The sequence below is a fragment of the Streptomyces sp. NPDC001351 genome, assembly GCF_042896045.1.
Taxonomy (GTDB): domain Bacteria; phylum Actinomycetota; class Actinomycetes; order Streptomycetales; family Streptomycetaceae; genus Streptomyces.
Map to the genome: position 1 here is coordinate 75,018 of NZ_JBIAWS010000016.1, position 18,664 is coordinate 93,681.

Genomic DNA, 18,664 nt, shown 5'->3' on the forward strand with positions numbered 1-18,664 from the left:
GGTGCTCGCACTGTATGGGGCGTGAGGGGGAGCTGTGAGGGGTGTTTCCGTATGTTGTCCGATCGGAGAGGCCGAAGGTCCGCTATACCCAGGTATCGAGCCACATACGTGAACGCCATTCGTCGATCGGGATGGCGGTGCCGGTGTACAGCGGCCAGAAGTAGATGAAGTTCCAGGCGATCAGCAGGACCAGTACGCCCGCCCCCGTCGCGCCCGCCACCCGGCGGGTGTCGCTCGACCCCGGCGGCCCGACGATCGCACCCAGCAGCATCGCCACCGCCAGACAGAGGAACGGCACGAAGACGACGGCGTAGAAGAAGAAGATCGTCCGCTCCTGGTACAGGAACCAGGGCAGATAGCCGGCCGCGACGCCGCAGGCGATGGCACCCGCCCGCCAGTCGCGGCGCAGCAGCCAGCGCCACAGGATGTACAGGACCGCGAAGCAGGCCACCCACCACAGCAGCGGGGTGCCGATCGCCAGGACCTCGCGGGCGCACTTCTGGCCCGCGTCCACGGGGCAGCCGTCCTTGCCGGGCGAGGGGGACTCGTAGAAGTACGAGACCGGGCGGCCGTCGACGATCCAGCTCCAGGGGTTGGACATGTAGGTGTGCGGCGAGTGGAGGTTGCGGTGGAACTCGTAGACCTCGTGCTCGTAGTGCCACAGGCTGCGCCACCAGTCGGGGAACAGCCAGGTCCAGTTGCCGCCCCTGCCGTCGGTGGCGGCCCAGTTGCGGAAGTAGCCGCCCTTGCCGTTGGTGGGGGAGAGGATCCAGCCGGTCCAGGAGACCAGGTAGGTGACGAGCGCGACCGGGACCGTGGCCACGAACGTGACGGCCGCGTCCGGCAGCACCGCCCTGTACGGGTTGCCGGCGCCGGCCACCTTGCGGGCGCCGATGTCCCACAGGACCGCCATCAGGAGGAACGCGACCATGATGTACAGGCCGTTCCACTTGGTGCCGATGGCCAGGCCCAGCATCAGGCCCGCCAGCCAGCGCCACGGGCGCCAGCCGAGACGGGTTGTTTCGGCGATGTGCGCGTCCGGGCGGACACGGCCGTCGGCATCCGGCTGGAGAGCGGCCGCGAGTTTCTCGCGCGCCTTGTCACGGTCGATGACCAGGCAGCCGAACGCGGCCAGCACGAAGAACATCAGCACGCCGTCCAGCAGCGAGGTGCGGGCCATCACGAAGGCCAGCCCGTCGACCGACATCAGCGCGCCCGCGAGGCAGCCGAGGAAGGTCGAGCGGAAGAGCCGGCGGCCGATGCGGCACAGCATCAGGACCGACAGCGTGCCCAGCAGCGCGGTCATGAAGCGCCAGCCGAACGGGTTGAACCCGAAGATCAGCTCTCCGAGCCCGATGACGTACTTGCCCACCGGCGGATGCACCACGTACGCCGCGTCCACCGGGATCCTGACGTGCCCGTTGAGGGCCAGGATCTGGTCGTTGGCGTTCTTGTCCCAGTTGACCTCGAAGCCGCGGTGGACGAGCGCCCAGGCGTCCTTGGCGTAGTACGTCTCGTCGAATATCACCGCCTTCGGGCTGCCCAGATGCCAGAACCGCATCACGCCCGCCATCAGCGTGACCAGCAGCGGGCCGCCCCAGGCCGACCAGCGCGTGATCCGCTCGATGAGCGCCGGCGGCACCCCGAGGACCTGCCACACCCGCGGGCTGGGCTGCACGTACGGCGGCACCAGACGCTCGCGGACGTCGCTTCTCGGCCCGGCCGTATAGCCGAAACGGCGCAGCCGCTGCTGCCACGACGGCCGCTGGTCCTGCGGGCTCTGGCCTTGCCGGGTGTCCGGGGAGGACGCGGTACTGGTCACCGCGCCATCGTAGGGAACCGTTCTGTGTGAGTCCCGTGCATGGGCGCCAAGGGCTCGGATGCGTCCCCTCGCAGTCGCCCTGGGAGGATGGGGGCGTGACCGGAATCCTCGTACTCGCAGGCACCCCCATCGGCGACATCGCGGACGCGCCGCCCCGGCTGGCCGAGGAGCTGGCGGGGGCCGATGTCGTGGCCGCCGAGGACACCCGGCGGCTCAGGCGGCTGACGCAGGCCCTGGGCGCCACGCCCAAGGGACGGATCGTGTCGTACTTCGAGGGCAACGAGAGCGCCCGTACGCCCGAACTCGTCCAGGAACTCGTCGGCGGCGCGCGTGTGCTGCTCGTCACGGATGCCGGGATGCCCTCGGTGTCCGACCCCGGGTACCGGCTGGTCGCGGCCGCCGTGGAGAAGGACATCCGGGTCACCGCCGTGCCCGGCCCCTCCGCCGTGCTCACCGCGCTCGCGCTGTCCGGGCTGCCCGTCGACCGGTTCTGCTTCGAGGGGTTCCTGCCGCGCAAGGCGGGCGAGCGGCTGACCCGCCTGAAGGAGGTCGCCGAGGAGCGCCGGACCCTCGTCTACTTCGAGGCCCCGCACCGCCTCGACGACACCCTCGCCGCCATGGCCGAGGCCTTCGGCACCGAGCGGCGCGCCGCCGTCTGCCGGGAGCTGACCAAGACGTACGAGGAGGTCAGGCGCGGCGGGCTCGGCGAGCTGGCCGCCTGGGCCGCCGAGGGGGTGCGCGGTGAGATCACCGTGGTCGTCGAGGGCGCGCCGGAGAAGGGGCCCGAGGAACTCGACGCCGCCGAACTGGTGCGCAGGGTGCGGGTGCGGGAGGAGGCGGGGGAGCGGCGAAAAGAAGCCATTGCGGCGGTTGCGGCAGAGGCCGGGCTTCCCAAAAGGGAAGTGTTCGACGCCGTTGTGGCCGCGAAGAATGCCCCTTCGGCCAGTGGTTCGTGAGACTTTCGTGAAGTGGGCCACACCCCCTCTGAGCAGGGCGCATCTCGCCTGAGCAAGCGCCCCACAAACAGGCAAAGCAAGGTCGTGAAAAGCAAAGCCCAGACCCCCTGAGCGGGGTCGCTGTGGCAAGGAAAATCCAAATCGGCTCCAACAGTCGACAGGGCTGATGCATTCGCTCCGCCAGAAGCGTCCACTGATTGAAGGGACGCACCCGTCCCTTGGTCCAGCAGATCAAGAGGAGCTGGCATGAGCGAGATCGCAGGGCAGTCCGGCCTCCGTGGCGCGGCCACCGCAGTCGTCCACGAGTCGTACTCCTTCGCCTGCATGCGCTGCGGGCACGGCTGGGAGCAGTCGTACGAGATAGAGCACCACAATGACGCCGAGGGCCACGAGTTCGTGATGTACGTGGCCGAGGGGCAGGTCGTGCCGTCTCCGCTGTCCAAGCCCACCTGCCAGAACTGCGACAGTCACGTCGTACGGATCATGCGACCCGGGCAGGTCTCGTCGGTGCGCGACGCGGTGCACAAGCAGCAGCGCCGGTCGCCGCAGACCGAGGCCCAGGAGCCCGCAGCCGAAGGGGCCGAGGGCGCCGAGGCCGGCGAGCGTGACCACCACTGGCATCTCTCCGATCTCCTGCACCCCTTCCACCGCAAGGCGAGCTGACAGCTCCGGCGGCGGGGCGGGCATGCCCCTTTCGTAGGATCGGAGCATGCCCTCCTCCAGCTCAAGCGAGAAGACCGTCGACAAGAGCGCACCGCCGCTCCCGGAACCCCTCCGGGTCGCCGTCGCCGACTCCCACACCCACCTCGACATGCAGAACGGCACGGTCGAGGAGGGCCTCGCGAAGGCCGCTTCGGTGGGCGTGACGACGGTCGTGCAGGTCGGCTGCGACGTTCGGGGCTCGCAGTGGGCCGCCGAGACGGCGGGACGGCACGAGGCTGTCCACGCGACGGTGGCCCTGCACCCCAACGAGGCGCCGCGCATCGTCCACGGAGACCCGGACGGCTGGTCGAGGCAGGGTGCGCGGGAGGCGGGGGGCGCCGCGGCGCTCGACGAGGCGCTCGGGCAGATCGATGCGCTGGCCGGACTCACCCAGGTCAAGGGCGTCGGCGAGACGGGCCTCGACTACTTCCGCACCGGCCCCGAGGGCAAGGAGGCGCAGGAGGCCTCCTTCCGCGCCCACATCGAGATCGCCAAGCGGCACGGCAAGGCCCTCGTCATCCACGACCGCGACGCCCACGCCGATGTGCTGCGCATCCTCAAGGAGGAGGGCGCACCCGAGCGCACGGTGTTCCACTGCTACTCCGGGGACGCGGAGATGGCTCAGGTGTGCGCCCGCGCCGGGTACTTCATGTCCTTCGCCGGCAACATCACCTTCAAGAACGCCCAGCAGCTGCGGGACGCGCTCGCCGTGGCGCCCCTGGAGCTGGTCCTGGTGGAGACCGACGCGCCCTTCCTCACACCGGCGCCGTACCGCGGACGGCCCAATGCGCCGTATCTCATTCCGGTCACGGTGCGCGCCATGGCCGCCGTGCGCGGCATCGACGAGGACGCGCTGGCGACGGCCCTCGCGGCGAACACGGCCCGAGCATTCGACTACTGAGCGTAGTCGTTCATAACCCTACGATCACGCTCGTGCGGACTCGCGTTCGTCGCGTTCGTAACTCTTCGTCATCACGCCGCTTTGGAGAGTGATACGGGCTCCGCTAGGTTCTGGTGCCCGATCCGGACCCCTCTGGACCCCTACGGCCCCTGGAGCGTGTCGGCGTGAGCAACTCGCAGTACTCGCAGTACTGGCAGTACGGGACGTATGAGGCGTACGACCCGGCGTATCCGCCGGCGTACGCCTACGACGTGCACAGCGCGCAGACCCTGGCCTACGGCGTGCCCGGGGCGTACGAGGACACCTACCGGCCCGCTTACGAGGCGGCCCAGGTACCCGAGCCGCCGCTTCCGCGGCAGGTGGGGAGCGCGGCGGGCGAGGAAGTGCCCGCGCCCGCCGCGCGCGCCGGAACGGGACGCAGGCGCCGGGCCGCACGACGGCGCAGGGCGCGGCCCATCGAGCTCCCGGACGGCTCGATGCGCCGGCTGCTGCCGCAGGCGCTGGTCGTCGCCTTCCTGGCCGGCGGCACCACCGCGTTCGTCGCCAAGGACAAGGCCATCGAGCTGAACGTCGACGGCAAGCCGCGCACCCTGCACACCTTCGCCGACGACGTGACCGAACTGCTCGACCAGGAGAGCGTCGACGTGGGGGCGCACGACGTGGTCGCGCCCGCCCCCGGCACGGCGATCCGCAGCGGTGACGAGATCGTGGTGCAGTACGGGCGTCCGGTGCGGCTCACCATCGACGGGCACCGGCGCGAGGTGTGGACGACGGCGGACACCGTGCAGGAGGCGCTCGAGGAGATGGGGGTGCGGGCGCAGGGCGCGTATCTGTCCGCTGCGCGCTCCCGGCACATCGGACGCGCCGGGCTCTCGCTCGACGTGCGCACCGAGCGCTCCGTCACGGTCATGGCCGACGGCCACGCACGGACGGTCCGCACGAACGCGGCGACCGTGCAGGAGGTCGTCGAGGAGGCCGGGGTCCTGCTGCACGGCGAGGACACCACCTCCGTCCCGGCGGACAGCTTCCCGCGCGACGGGCAGACGGTCACCGTGCTGCGGGTCACCGGCACCAAGGAGATCCGCGAGGAGGAGATCCCGTTCAAGGTGCAGCGGGAGGAGGACCCCGGGCTGTTCAAGGGGACGGAGGTCGTCGACCGGGCGGGACAGCCGGGGCTGCGGCGGATCACGTACTCCCTGCGCATCGTCAACGGAGTCCGGCAGAAGCCGCGCCTCGCCGGCACCGAGGTGGTGCGCGAGCCGCGGCCGCAGATCGTGAAGGTGGGCACGAAGCCGCTCCCGACGTCCGTGCGCGGCGCCGACGACCTGAACTGGAAGGGCCTCGCGGCCTGCGAGTCGGGCGGCCGCCCGCACGCCGTCGACCCCTCGGGCACCTACGGCGGCCTCTACCAGCTGGAGTCCCGCACCTGGCAGAGCCTCGGTGGCACCGGCCGCCCCGAGGACGCGTCCCCGGCGGAGCAGACGGCCCGTGCGAAGAAGTTGTATGTACGGCGGGGGGCGAGCCCCTGGCCCCATTGCGGGGCGCGGCTGCACGGCTGAGCTGCTGCCCGGCTGCTGTTCGACCGCGGGCCGGTGGGGGCTGATCGCGCCCACGCGGCGGAGCCGCATATCGATATAGCCCCGCGCCCCTAAAAGCCGCGGAGCTGCGGGCAGTCGTGCCGCTAGGGGCGGCTCCCGACCCAAAGAGAGCGGCACCCCGCACGCGCGGGCAAGCAAACCTACCCCCCGGCCACCTGCAGTGCAGGGCACCTGGCACCCCCCGGCTCCACACCCCCGTACCCTTGTCGCCGTGAGCAGCAGCCCCACCCCCGACGCCCTCCTGGGCCCCGCCGACATCCGCGAACTGGCGGCAGCCCTCGGCGTCCGCCCCACCAAGCAGCGCGGTCAGAACTTCGTGATCGACGCGAACACGGTCCGCCGCATCGTCCGCACCGCCGACGTCCGCCCGGACGACGTGGTCGTCGAGGTCGGCCCGGGGCTCGGCTCCCTCACCCTGGCGCTGCTGGAGGTCGCCGACCGCGTCACCGCCGTCGAGATCGACGACGTACTGGCCGCGGCGCTGCCCGCCACCATCGCGGCCCGCATGCCCGACCGCGCCGGCCGTTTCGCGCTCGTCCACTCGGACGCGATGCACGTGACCGAGCTGCCGGGCCCCGCTCCCACCGCGCTGGTCGCGAACCTCCCGTACAACGTCGCCGTGCCCGTGCTCCTGCACATGCTCGAGACCTTCCCGAGCATCGAGCGCACCCTGGTCATGGTGCAGTCCGAGGTCGCCGACCGCCTCGCCGCCGCACCCGGCTCGAAGGTGTACGGCGTCCCGTCCGTGAAGGCCAACTGGTACGCCGAGGTCAAGCGGGCCGGCGCCATCGGGCGCAACGTCTTCTGGCCCGCCCCGAACGTGGACAGCGGCCTCGTCTCGCTGGTCCGCCGCACCGAACCGCTCAAGACCACCGCCTCACGGCGCGAGGTGTTCGCCGTGGTCGACGCGGCCTTCGCCCAGCGGCGCAAGACCCTGCGGGCCGCGCTCGCCGGCTGGGCCGGGTCGCCCGCGGCGGCGGAGGCGGCCCTCGTCGCCGCCGGGGTGTCGCCACAGGCGCGCGGAGAGGCCCTCACGGTCGAGGAGTTCGCGCGCATCGCCGAGCACGCCGAGACCACCGCGAACAAGGAGCCCGGTCAGAAGTGAGCGTCACCGTACGCGTACCCGCCAAGGTCAACGTCCAGCTCGCGGTGGGTGCGGCCCGCCCCGACGGCTTCCACGACCTGGCCAACGTCTTCCTTGCGGTCGGCCTCTACGACGAGGTCACCGTGACGCCCGCCGACGAGCTGCGCATCACCTGTGAGGGGCCGGACGCCGAGCAGGTGCCCCTGGACCGTACGAACCTCGCGGCGCGCGCGGCCCTCGAACTCGCCCGGCGGCGGGGCATCGAACCGGCCGTGCACATCCACATCGCCAAGGACATCCCGGTCGCCGGCGGCATGGCGGGCGGCAGCGCGGACGGCGCGGGCGCGCTGCTGGCCTGCAACACGCTGTGGCAGACGGGCGCCTCCCGGGCCGAACTCCTCTCCATCTGCGCCGAGTTGGGCAGCGATGTGCCGTTCAGCCTGGTGGGCGGGGCGGCGCTGGGCACCGGGCGTGGCGAGCAGCTGCGCACGCTGGAGGTCGGCGGCACCTTCCACTGGGTGTTCGCGATGGCCGACCGCGGTCTTTCCACCCCGGCCGTCTTCCGTGAGTTCGACCGGCTGGCGGAGGGGCTCGACATCCCCGAACCCGTCGCCTCCGAGGAACTCCTGCGCGCCCTCGCCAAGGGCGACCCGGACGCGCTCGCCGCGGCCGTCTCCAACGACCTGCAGCCCGCCGCCCTCTCCCTCTTCCCGGAACTGGCCGACACCCTCGCCGCGGGCCGCACCGCGGGCGCCCTCACCGCGCTGGTCTCCGGCTCGGGCCCGACGACGGCCTTCCTCGCCCGGGACCGGGAGTCGGCGGCCGAGGTGGCCGAGACTCTGCGCAGTTCGGGCGCGTGCCGGATGGTGCGTACGGCGTCGGGGCCCGCGCCGGGGGCGACCGTGATCTGAGTGGGCGTACGGCTCAGAGGTTGTCGATGGCGGTGAGGTCGATGTCGATGGGGTACGGCTTGTCGACCTTGATGCGATCGCGATGCATGCCCATGTGGACGTACGCGTGGGTCAGTGAGTCGATTTCGTAGACGTGGACGACGGGCCTGCCGTCCGCCCCGCTCGCCTCGACGCGCCAGAAGTTCGGGATTCCGGCGGCGGCGTATTTCTGGGGCTTGGTCGTGCGGTCGCGGGACTCGGACTCGGGCGAGACCACTTCGACCGCCAAAACTACGTCGTCGGCCTGGTAGCTCGTCTGGTCCTGGCCGGTGATTGCGTCGGTCCGGATCACACTCACATCGGGTTCGGGGCCGTTGCGCCTGTCGAGGACCACCGTCATCTCCCGGCTGACCTTGAATTCGGCAGGCAGGCCGCTGTTGCGCAGGCCGAAGACGAGCAAGTCGACCACGTTCCCATGGAATCGACGCTGCGGACTCACGAAAACCAGGCTCCCGTCGATCAGCTCTGTGTGCGGCGGGAGATCCGGCAGCGTGAACAGGTCGTCCACGGTGTACCCGTCCAGCGGCGGCACCGGCCACTGGACGCGGCGCTCTACGGACTCGGCGGTCATGGTTCCTCCCATGGACGGGATCCTGCTGCCCGTCCTCCAAGGTAGCGGCCCATTCCCGATCACGTCATCACAAAGAGTGACCACGCGGATCATGCGGAACCAGATGGGCGGCGCCGGACCGTGACGCCGTACGCGATCTTCGCCCGATCTCCACACGAACGGGCCGGATTTCCACTCGGATGTACGGCAATCGCGGTACTGGTGGGGCGGGTGGGGCCAATAGGGTCGGTTGCACTTTCAAGCGCCCGGTGTGGCGCACCTACGCCTCTGCACAGCCGAAGGGTCACGCACGTGTCCGAATCCCCCACACCCTCCCCTGACCATCGCAGGAAGCGCTCTCTGTCCCGTCGCGGCGTGATCGGCGCCGCCGCTGCCGTGGCCGGCGCGGCCGCCGTGACCCCGGCGGTCTTCGCGGCCACCGACTCCGGCTCGGGTGACGGAGACGGCACCGGTTCCGGCTCCTCCGGCACGACACCGGAGAAGTTCCCCGCCACCCGCACCGAGGCCGCCACCGGCACCGGCGAGGCCACCACCGCCTTCGCCGCCTCCTACGTCGGTGTGCGCTGGTCCGGCGCGAAGGACGGCACCGCGATCCGCCTCGCGGACGGTGACTGGCAGACCGTGACCGCGGGCTGCTCGGCCGTCGAGGACGGGGGCAGCGCGCTGGTGGCGGCCCAGAACGCCACCGCCTATGAGGTGAAGGCGTCGGGCGGAGTGTCCGACGTGGCCTCGCTGGCGATCGACGTCACCGACGGTCCCGACCGCACCTTCCAGGTGCCCAGCGAGCCGACACGCGTGCGCGGTGTGCGCTACCTCTCCCGTCCGGCGTGGGGCGCCGACGAGTCCAAGCGGTACAAGGACGGCAAGGTCAACTCGCCCGAGAAGTACTACCCGTTGCAGATCATCACGGTCCACCACACCGCTACTCCGAACAACGATCCCGACCCCGCTGCGACGGTACGCGCGATCTACGAGCTCCACGCGATCACCAACGACTGGGGCGACATCGGCTACCACTTCCTCATCGACGAGTCCGGCACCGTCTACGAGGGCCGGTACTCCGGCGACGACGGCATCCCCGCCTTCAACCCAGACGGCGACCTCGTCACCGGCTTCCACTCCGTGGGCTACAACTCGGGCGCCCTCGGCATCGCCCTCATCGGCACGCTCACCGAGCAGGGCCCCACGGACGCGGCCAAGGCGTCCCTGACCCGGCTGATCAAGGTGATCTGCCGGTTCAAGGGCCTCGACCCCCAGGCGAGGGTCACCTACGTGAACCCCGTCAACGGCACGAAGAAGGACACGAACACCATCGGCGGGCACCGCGACTACTTCGCCACCGAGTGCCCCGGCCAGGTGATGTACGACCTGCTCGGCGAGATCCGCGCGGCCGCAGCCCGCTGACCTGCGGTGCTCCGCCGCGGGCTCGGTCACCGACCGGCGCACATTAGGCTGGGAGGCTGACCCCCGCGGCCCAGCCGCATGTCGACACAGCCCCCTGGGCAGGAGCGTAATGGCCGTCAATCTGGTCAATGTCGAGAACGTCAGCAAGGTGTACGGCACTCGTGCCCTCCTCGACGGCGTGTCCCTCGGCGTCTCCGAAGGCGACCGGATCGGGGTGGTCGGGCGCAACGGCGACGGCAAGACCACCCTGATCCGCATGCTGGCCAAGCTGGAGGACGCCGACACCGGGCGGGTCACCCACTCCGGCGGCCTCCGCCTCGGCGTGCTCACCCAGCACGACTCCCTCGACCCGCAGGCCACCGTCCGGCACGAGGTCATCCGGGACATGGAGGACCACGAGTGGGCGGGCAACGCCAAGATCCGGGACGTGCTGACGGGCTTGTTCGGCGGGCTTGACCTCCCCGGCTTCCCGCAGGGGCTGGACACCGTCATCGCGCCGCTGTCCGGCGGTGAGCGGCGCCGTATCGCGCTCGCCAAGCTGCTCATCGAGGAACAGGACCTGATCGTCCTCGACGAGCCGACGAACCACCTCGACGTCGAGGGCATCGCCTGGCTCGCCCGCCATCTGCGCGAGCGCCGCTCCGCCCTGGTCTGCGTGACCCACGACCGCTGGTTCCTCGACCAGGTCTGCACCCGCATGTGGGACGTGCAGCGGGGTGTCGTCCACGAGTACGAGGGCGGCTACTCCGACTACGTCTTCGCGCGCGCCGAGCGCGAGCGCATCGCGGCCACCGAGGAGGTCAAGCGGCAGAACCTCGTCCGCAAGGAGCTGGCCTGGCTGCGGCGCGGCGCGCCCGCCCGTACGTCGAAGCCGCGCTTCCGCGTGGAGGCCGCCAACGAGCTCATCAAGGACGTACCGCCGCCCCGGGACAGCAGCGAGCTGATGAAGTTCGCCTCCTCGCGGCTCGGGAAGACCGTCTTCGACCTGGAAGACGTCACCGTGCAGGCCGGACCCAAGGTGCTGCTCAAGCACGTGACCTGGCAGCTCGGCCCCGGCGACCGCATCGGCCTGGTCGGCGTCAACGGCGCCGGCAAGACCTCCCTGCTGCGGGCCATGGCGGAGGCGGCACGGACCGAGGGCGAGACGCAGCCCGCCGGCGGGCGGGTCGCCGTCGGCAAGACCGTCAAGCTCGCCTACCTCTCCCAGGAAGTCGCCGAACTCGACCCGAACCTGCGGGTCCTGGAGGCCGTGCAGCAGGTGCGCGAGCGCGTCGACCTCGGCAAGGGGCGGGAGATGACCGCCGGTCAGCTGTGCGAGACGTTCGGCTTCAGCAAGGAGAAGCAGTGGACGCCCGTCGGCGACCTGTCCGGCGGTGAGCGCCGCCGCCTGCAGCTGCTGCGCCTGCTCATGGACGAGCCCAACGTCCTCTTCCTCGACGAGCCCACCAACGACCTCGACATCGAGACCCTGACCCAGCTGGAGGACCTCCTCGACGGCTGGCCCGGCTCGATGATCGTGATCTCCCACGACCGGTTCTTCGTCGAGCGCACCACCGACCGCGTGTTCGCGCTGCTCGGCGACGCCACCCTGCGGATGCTGCCGCGCGGCATCGACGAGTACCTGGAGCGGCGGCAGAAGATGGAGGAGGCGGTCGCGGCCGCCTCGCCCGTCGCGGCCAGGCCCGCCCCCGAGAAGAGCGCCGCCGACCAGCGGGCCGCGAAGAAGGAACTCCAGAAGATCGAGCGGCAGTTGGACAAGATCTCCGAGAAGGAGACCAAGCTGCACGCCCAGATCGCCGAGAACGCCACGGACTTCGCCAAGGTGGCCGAACTCGACGCCCAGCTGCGGGACTTGGCGGGGGAGCGCGAGGAACTGGAGCTGCGCTGGCTGGAACTCGCCGAAGACGCGTGAAGGCTGAGTGAAGGCGCATAACGAGGGCATCACGGGCCGGTTCTCCCTTGGGAACAGGGGCTGAAACGGCCCGGTGTGCTGTCAGTTGCAGGTGATAGAAAGAGGACTTGGCTAGAAATCAGTGACTGAACGGGGGAACGCTGATGACGCAGCCGCCCAACCAGCCGCCGCACGGCGGTTTCGGCGCACCACAGGGCGGTTTCGGAGCACCGCCCCCGCTCCCACCTCAGCAGCCCCCGCAGCAGCAGCCGGGTCCTTATGGCGGGCCGAGCCAGTACCCCCAACAGCCCGGCCCCTACGCCCAACCCGGCCCGTACGGCGCGCAGCCCGGTTACGGCTATCCGCCGCAGCCCCAGTACCCCGGCGCGCCCGGCACCCCACCGCCCGGCTCGGGCAATCCCTTCAAGGGCAGGCCGGGCCTGGTGATCGCGGCGGCCGTGGCCGCGCTGGCCGTCATCGGCACCGCCGTCTACGCCGTGGCGAGCGGGGGCGGCGACGACAAGAAGCCGGTCGCCGGGCAGAGCGACGACCCGAAGCCCACCGCGTCCGGCTCGGGCGGCGGCGGTTTCGACCCCCAGGGCTTCAACGCGAGCCGCAGGACGGGCGAGGCGAAGGTGCTCTGGTACAAGTCGCCCCCGGACGCGCCCGGTGCGGGCGCCGAGGCCCCCGGCATGTGGATCACCGACAAGGCGGCCGTGAAGGCGGCGTACAAGCAGGTCTTCGCCTACGACGTGACCGACGGCAGCCCGGCCTGGGACACCGTCACCTTCCCGCAGAAGATCTGCGCGGTCACCCCGCAGAAGTCGGCCGACGACAAGATCGTGGTGGCCTACGAGAGCGGCACCGGCCAGCGCGCCAAGTGCAACCAGCTGCAGCAACTCGACCTGGGCACCGGCGCCAAGGGCTGGAGCGGCACGCTCCCCGAGGGCGCGCTGTTCGACAGCACCCTGACCGTCTCCCTGTCCCTCAGCGGCCGGACGGTGCTGGTGGGCCGCTCGCAGTCCGGGGTGGGGTACGACATCGACAGCGGGAAGAAGCTGTTCGACAAGAAGAAGTACGGCAGCGCCTGCTTCCCGACCGCCTTCGCCGGCGGCAGCAGGCTGATCTCCGTCGCGACCTGCAACGCCAGCGAGCCGGACGAGCACGACGAGATCCAGGAGCTCGACCCGGCGACCGGCAGGGCCAGATGGACGCGGAAGTTCGACAAGGGCTGGTCGGTCGCGCGGACGTACTCCGTCGACCCGCTCGTCGTCTACAGCACCAACCAGGACAAGAAGGCCTGGAACATCTCCGTCTTCGACTCGAACGGCAAGTTCCGCTCCCAGGTCGGCTTCGACGAGAACTTCGCCCCCCAGTGCGGCTGGGCGCTCCTCGAACGTGACCTCCAGGGCTGCAAGGGCGTGGCGGCTGACGCCAACACCCTCTACCTGCCGACCGACGCGACCACCGGGCCGAACGAGATCGTCGCGATCAACCTCGCGAACGGCAAGGAGAAGTGGCGCGTCAAGTCCCCGGCGGACGAGTCGATGCTGCCGGTGAAGGTCGAGGGCGGCAGGCTCATCGCCTATGTGCAGCCCTCGTACGACGCGGGCGGCCAGGTCGTGTCGATCGCGACGAGCGGCTCCGGCCACACGCCGGTGAAGCTGCTGCAGAACCCGCGGAGCACGGCGGCCCTGGAGAGCGCCGTCTTCACCAAGGCCTTCGACTGGGTCGACGGGCGCTTCTACCTCTCGCCCACCCGGATCAGCGGAAACGACGACTCGAAGGGCAAGTTGATGCTCGCCTACGGCAAGTGACCCTCCCCAGGCTCCGTCGCCCCCGCCGTCCGCTCACGAGGTAGCCGCCACGCCATGACCCAGCCCCCGCCCCCGCCGCCCCACCAGCCCCCGCAGGGCGGCTTCGGGCCGCCTCAGGACCAGCGCCCGCCGCAGCCGCCCCCGCAGCAGCCGGGATACGGCTATCCCCAGGCACCGCAGGCTCCGCAGCAGCCCAACCCCTACGCCCAGCCCGCGCCGCCCTACGGGCAGCCGCCGAACCCCTACGGCCAGCAGGCCGGTTACGGCTACCCGCAGCCGCCCGCGCCGCCGTACGGGCAGCCCGGGCAGCCCGGCGGCGGACGCAAGGGCGGCGGGCAGGCGGCGATCATCGTCGCGGCTGTCGTCGCCGTCGCGCTGCTCGTCGCAGGCGGCGTCTGGTACGCCTCGTCCGGCAAGGACGACGGAAAGAACACTGCATCCGATGGCGCCTCCGGCGCGGGGGCGAGTTCCAGCGGCGGCGGCACCGGAGGCACCGGTGGCAGCACGGCCAGGGGCGACGAGAAGGTGCCCGCCCACACCGCCTCGCAGCTGCTGTTCAAGGTGCCGGTGCCCCAGGTCGACGACACCACCGTCGTCGCCGGTTCGTGGCTCACGGACAAGGCGTATGTGAAGAGCGGCGTCGCCGAGATCAACGCGTACGACCGCGACAAGGGCAGCAAGCTGTGGACGATCAAGCTGCCCGGCCCGGTCTGCACGGTCAGCAGCCATACCACGGACGACGACCGGACGGCTGTCGTCTTCCAGCCCAGGATGCCGCCGAAGGGCAGGTCCGAGGGGTGCAGCCAGGTCGCGGCGATCGACCTGGACGCCGGCAAGAAGCTGTGGACGAAGTCGCTCGGCCCCGGCGGCCGGGTGATGACCTTCGAGAACGTCACCGTCAGCGCGAACACGGTCGCCGCGGGCGGTGACTACGGAGGCGCCGCCTTCGACCTGTCCAGCGGCAGGCAGCTGTGGGGCCCGAAGCCCAAGGACACCTGCATCGACGCCGGGTACGGCGGCGGCGAGAAGCTCGTCGCGGTCCTCAAGTGCGGCTCGTTCAACGATCCGCAGCTGCACATCCAGACCATCGACCCGCAGTCCGGGCAGACGATCTCGGAGTACAAGCTGGCCACCGGCATCGAGTACGCCGCCGTCGTCTCGACGAACCCGCTGGTCGTGGCCGCCGACGTCGGTCACAGCGCGGGCGACGGCAGTGAGATCTCCGACTTCTTCTCCATCGACAACAAGACCGGCAAGCTGATCACCCGGATCTCCGCGCCCGGCAAGGACTACGCGGCCAAGTGCGACGCGATCTCCGAGCTGGAGCACTGCACCGGTGTCGCGGTCGGCAACGGCAGGCTGTACCTGCCGACCGAGGAGCACGACGGCGGCAAGGACTACAGCCGGACCAACGAGATCGTCGCGTTCGACCTGGCCACCGGCAAGCAGAACGGCCAGCGCGCCGACGCCGGCGACGGCTACACGATCACGCCGCTGCGCATGGACGGCGGCAATGTGATCGCGTACAAGCACCCGCCGTACGACAAGGGCGGCCAGGTCGTCAGCATCGACGGCGGCTCCTTCAAGGAGACCAAGCTGCTGGAGAACCCGGCGGCGGGCCCGGTGCGGGACCTGGAGGGCACCCTGTCGCCCGACTACTCCGAGATCCTCTACGCGCAGGGCCACCTGTACCTGGCCGGCCGGTTCGCCGACAAGCTGTCGAGTCCGGCCTCGGGGGAGAAGGTCCTGGCGCTCGCGCTCGGCGCCGGCGGCTGAACCACTGCTCGACGGCTGCGGCCCCGTCCCTGGTCAGGGGCGGGGCCGTGCGCGTACCGCCCATCACCCTCGAATACGCGGAAAGCCAGAAATTCCGTCGATCAGGGGCAGTTCTCACCGGTAGGGGGAGCGCAATGTCGAACAAGCGTGTAGCTTCCGGGGGCATGAAGAGCGGGGGAGCCGGGTGGGGGCTCCTGTCCGCGAGGGCCGGTGGGCATCCATAGTGCGGCAGCCATGGGGATCCATCGGGGGGACTGGGGGGTTGCTCGATGGGAGTGCGGCTCATGGTGGTCGACGACCACCGACTGCTCGCCGAGGCGCTGGCCTCGGCGTTGAAGCTGCGGGGGCACCGGGTGCTCGCCGCGGCGGCGCCTGCCGCGGGCGCGGCCGAGCTGGTGATCACCCGTGCGCCGGAGGTGTGCCTGCTGGGTACGGCGACACCGGCCGAGCCGGGCATCTTCGACCCGGTGGTGAAGATCAAACGGGAGCGTCCGCAGGTGGCGGTCCTGGTCCTCGGCCCGGTACCGAGCCCGCGCGGCATAGCCGCCGCCTTCGCCGCCGGCGCCTCGGGCTACGTACGCCATGACGAGCGCATAGAGGGCGTCGAGCGCGCCATCATGAAGGCGAGGGCGGGCGAGGCGGCGGTGGCCCCGCAACTCCTCCAGGGGGCCTTCAGCGAACTGCTCAACCCCGCCGCCCAACCGGACGACGAGGGGCAGCGCCTCCTCCAGATGCTCACCCCGAGGGAGGTGGAGGTCCTGGTCCGGGTCGCCGACGGCGAGGACACCCGCCTGATAGCGGCCGGCATGGGCATCGCCCCGAGCACCGCGCGCACCCACGTCCAGCGAGTCCTGATGAAGCTGGGCGTGGGCTCCCGCCTGGAGGCGGCGGCCCTGGCGGCACGGACGGGACTGCTGGACCGGGCGGGGCCGATGAGCCCCGCCCCGCAGCAGCCGTCCCCGTGAGGCGCCGCGGGCGCCTCACGGGGCGCGGGGCTGTGTGAACCCGCGCCCGGCAGACGGCCGTCATAACCAACGGCGCTACTCCGCCTCCTTCTCCTCAGGCACCGCCGGAGGCGTAGGCCGCAACCGAAGCCACACCAGGAAGAAGATGCCGAGCAACAGCATCCCGATCCCGGTCCACAGGTTGATATTGACCCCCTGTGCCTTGTCGATCGCGGCCTGACCGTCGGTGATCCCGGCGATCGTCACGATGACCCCGTACAGCACGAACAGCCCACCGATGATGCGCCGCAGGTCAAAAATGCGGGCCGCGGTGGCGGACTGCGCCTGCAGCTCGGTGACCTCGCGCTGGACGTCCTTCTCGGAGTAACCGGAGTACTCGGACATGACTCCTCAATCCTCCCGCGGTCAGAACGAGAACGGGATGTAGCAGGCGGCAGCAAGGACGATCGCACCCCAGCCCAGCAGGGCCGGCCGGCGGTACCAGGCGTCGTCGCCGGCGGCGGGCGGCTCGGACATGCCGGGTGAGGTGGTGCCGTAGACCAGGCCCTGGAGCTCCTCGGCCGGCTTCGGCCTGGTGAACAGGGACACGACCACCATCACCACCGCGCCGGCGACGAAGCCGACGATCGCGGAGACGAAGTTGGCGCCCTGGTCGGAGGGGATGTCGATGATGCCCTGCTTGTAGATCACGAAGTAGTTCACCATCGCGGCCACCGTGCCCGCGAGCAGCCCCCAGAAGCCGGACTTCGTGGACGCCCGCTTCCAGAACATGCCGACGATGAAGACGACGAACATCGGCACGTTGAAGAAGGAGAACAGCGTCTGGAGGTAGCTCATGATGTTCGAGAACGACGAGGCCAGGAAGGCCGTGCCGACCGAGGCGCAGACGCCGACCACCGTGATCAGACGGCCGAAGCGGACGTAGTAGCCGTCCTCGCGGCCCCTGACCACGTACCGGGCCCAGATGTCGTTGGTGAACACCGTGTTGAAGGACGACACGTTGGCCGCCATGCCCGCCATGAACGCGGCGAGCAGTCCGGTGACCGCGATGCCGAGGACGCCGTTGGGCAGCAGCTGCGACATGAGGTAGGGGATGGCGTCGTTGTACTGGTAGCCGGACTTCGTGGTGCCGAAACCGGGGACCAGCGCGGCGGCGACCAGCCCGGGGATCATCACCAGGAAGACGATGAAGATCTTCGGGTACGCGGCGATCAGCGGGGTGCGCTGAGCGGCCGAGAGGTTCTTCGCGGACAGGGCGCGCTGCACCTCGGCGAAGTTCGTCGTCCAGTAGCCGAAGGACAGCACGAAGCCGAGGCCGAGCACGATGGTCAGCCAGTTCGCGCCCAGCGGGTTGCTGCTGCCGATACCGGTGCCGCCCCAGGCGGTGGTGAAGTTCGCGCCGTGGGTCGCGGTGAGCTTGTCGGTCAGGCCGCCCCAGCCGCCGACCTTCTTCAGACCCAGCACCACGATCGGGATCAGGGCCGCGAGGATCACGAAGAACTGCAGCACCTCGTTGTAGATCGCGGAGGAGAGACCGCCGAGGGTGATGTACGCCAGCACGAAGGCGCCGGCGACCACGATCGCCACCCACTGCGGCCAGCCGAGCAGCGCCTCGACGACGATGGCGAGGGCGTAGAGGTTCACACCGGCGATCAGGATGGCGGCAAACGCGAACAGGATCGAACTCAGCAGATGTGCCCACTTGTCGAAACGGAGCAGCAGCATCTCGGGGACCGAGCGCACCTTGCTCCCGTAGTAGAAGGGCATCATCACCAGGCCGAGGAAGACCATGGCGGGGATGGCACCGATCCAGTACCAGTGCACGGTGTAGGCGCCGTACTGCGCGCTGTTCGCCGCCATACCCAGGATCTCGGTGGCGGCCAGGTTGGCCGAGATGAACGCGAGACCGGTGATCCAGGCGGGCAGGGAGCGCCCGGAGAGGAAGAAGTCGAGGCTGGTCTTGACCGATCTGCGGGCGGCGAATCCGATGCCGAGGACGACGGCGAAGTAGATGCCGAGGATCGTGTAGTCGAGCCCGTTCGTGGGGAGTCGTAGCTCGGCGGCCAGTTCCATGGTCCGGTATGTGGGGGTTTGCATAAGTACTCGCTTCGTTGCGTGAACTGATACAGAGCGGAACCTACGCCTCCGTGTTCAATATCCAAACACTTCTACTGATGCTCTTTGTTGGATTGTGATGTTGACGGATGTGAGGGGGCGATGTTCCAAT

At 70.2% G+C, this 18,664-nt stretch carries 15 protein-coding genes; 11 read left to right on the forward strand and 4 right to left on the reverse strand.

The window, feature by feature from the left end:
- Positions 1–82 precede the first annotated feature (82 nt).
- The gene (locus ACFY1U_RS41355; protein WP_390699199.1) at positions 83–1,822 is read right to left on the reverse strand and encodes a dolichyl-phosphate-mannose--protein mannosyltransferase; all 1,740 of its coding nucleotides are present in this window, start codon (positions 1,820–1,822) and stop codon (positions 83–85) included.
- Between the two features lie 95 nt (positions 1,823–1,917).
- On the opposite strand from ACFY1U_RS41355, the gene rsmI reads away from it, so the two are divergent.
- From rsmI to ACFY1U_RS41385, 6 genes are all read left to right on the forward strand, one after another.
- On the forward strand, positions 1,918–2,778 hold the full coding sequence (rsmI, locus tag ACFY1U_RS41360) for a 16S rRNA (cytidine(1402)-2'-O)-methyltransferase (protein ID WP_390699200.1): 861 nt from the start codon (positions 1,918–1,920) through the stop codon (positions 2,776–2,778).
- A 246-nt stretch (positions 2,779–3,024) separates the two neighbouring features.
- Complete coding sequence (locus tag ACFY1U_RS41365) at positions 3,025–3,441, forward strand: hypothetical protein (RefSeq protein ID WP_390699201.1); 417 nt, start codon at positions 3,025–3,027, stop codon at positions 3,439–3,441.
- Between the two features lie 46 nt (positions 3,442–3,487).
- On the forward strand, positions 3,488–4,381 hold the full coding sequence (locus ACFY1U_RS41370) for a TatD family hydrolase (RefSeq protein ID WP_390699202.1): 894 nt from the start codon (positions 3,488–3,490) through the stop codon (positions 4,379–4,381).
- 164 nt (positions 4,382–4,545) lie between these two features.
- Positions 4,546–5,940, forward strand: coding sequence for a ubiquitin-like domain-containing protein (locus ACFY1U_RS41375; protein ID WP_390699203.1), 1,395 nt, complete (start codon positions 4,546–4,548; stop codon positions 5,938–5,940).
- A 250-nt stretch (positions 5,941–6,190) separates the two neighbouring features.
- Entirely contained in the window at positions 6,191–7,084 is an 894-nt protein-coding gene (gene rsmA, locus ACFY1U_RS41380; protein WP_390699204.1) for a 16S rRNA (adenine(1518)-N(6)/adenine(1519)-N(6))-dimethyltransferase RsmA, read from the forward strand.
- On the forward strand, positions 7,081–7,974 hold the full coding sequence (locus ACFY1U_RS41385; RefSeq protein WP_390699205.1) for a 4-(cytidine 5'-diphospho)-2-C-methyl-D-erythritol kinase: 894 nt from the start codon (positions 7,081–7,083) through the stop codon (positions 7,972–7,974). The genes rsmA and ACFY1U_RS41385 overlap by 4 nt, the downstream gene beginning before the upstream one ends.
- A gap of 13 nt (positions 7,975–7,987) precedes the next feature.
- Here the strand turns inward: ACFY1U_RS41385 and ACFY1U_RS41390 are convergent, their stop codons facing one another.
- On the reverse strand, positions 7,988–8,596 hold the full coding sequence (locus ACFY1U_RS41390; protein ID WP_390699206.1) for a Uma2 family endonuclease: 609 nt from the start codon (positions 8,594–8,596) through the stop codon (positions 7,988–7,990).
- 342 nt (positions 8,597–8,938) lie between these two features.
- Between ACFY1U_RS41390 and ACFY1U_RS41395 the strand changes: the two genes are divergently transcribed.
- From ACFY1U_RS41395 to ACFY1U_RS41415, 5 genes are all read left to right on the forward strand, one after another.
- Positions 8,939–9,988 (forward strand): peptidoglycan recognition family protein, encoded by a 1,050-nt coding sequence (locus tag ACFY1U_RS41395; RefSeq protein WP_390699207.1) that lies wholly within the window; start codon positions 8,939–8,941, stop codon positions 9,986–9,988.
- Between the two features lie 109 nt (positions 9,989–10,097).
- Complete coding sequence (locus tag ACFY1U_RS41400; protein ID WP_390699208.1) at positions 10,098–11,900, forward strand: ABC-F family ATP-binding cassette domain-containing protein; 1,803 nt, start codon at positions 10,098–10,100, stop codon at positions 11,898–11,900.
- Between the two features lie 143 nt (positions 11,901–12,043).
- Positions 12,044–13,696 carry a PQQ-binding-like beta-propeller repeat protein gene (locus tag ACFY1U_RS41405; RefSeq protein ID WP_390699209.1) on the forward strand — a complete coding sequence of 551 codons (1,653 nt, stop codon included), beginning with the start codon at positions 12,044–12,046 and terminating at the stop codon, positions 13,694–13,696.
- 54 nt (positions 13,697–13,750) lie between these two features.
- On the forward strand, positions 13,751–15,472 hold the full coding sequence (locus ACFY1U_RS41410; RefSeq protein WP_390699210.1) for a PQQ-binding-like beta-propeller repeat protein: 1,722 nt from the start codon (positions 13,751–13,753) through the stop codon (positions 15,470–15,472).
- Positions 15,473–15,741: 269 nt separating this feature from the next.
- On the forward strand, positions 15,742–16,437 hold the full coding sequence (locus ACFY1U_RS41415; protein WP_390699211.1) for a LuxR C-terminal-related transcriptional regulator: 696 nt from the start codon (positions 15,742–15,744) through the stop codon (positions 16,435–16,437).
- A gap of 75 nt (positions 16,438–16,512) precedes the next feature.
- Here ACFY1U_RS41415 and ACFY1U_RS41420 read toward each other — a convergent pair whose 3' ends face one another.
- Both ACFY1U_RS41420 and ACFY1U_RS41425 read right to left on the reverse strand, forming a co-directional pair.
- Complete coding sequence (locus ACFY1U_RS41420) at positions 16,513–16,821, reverse strand: hypothetical protein (RefSeq protein WP_390699212.1); 309 nt, start codon at positions 16,819–16,821, stop codon at positions 16,513–16,515.
- 21 nt (positions 16,822–16,842) lie between these two features.
- Positions 16,843–18,534 (reverse strand): sodium:solute symporter family protein, encoded by a 1,692-nt coding sequence (locus ACFY1U_RS41425; RefSeq protein WP_390699213.1) that lies wholly within the window; start codon positions 18,532–18,534, stop codon positions 16,843–16,845.
- Positions 18,535–18,664 lie beyond the last annotated feature (130 nt).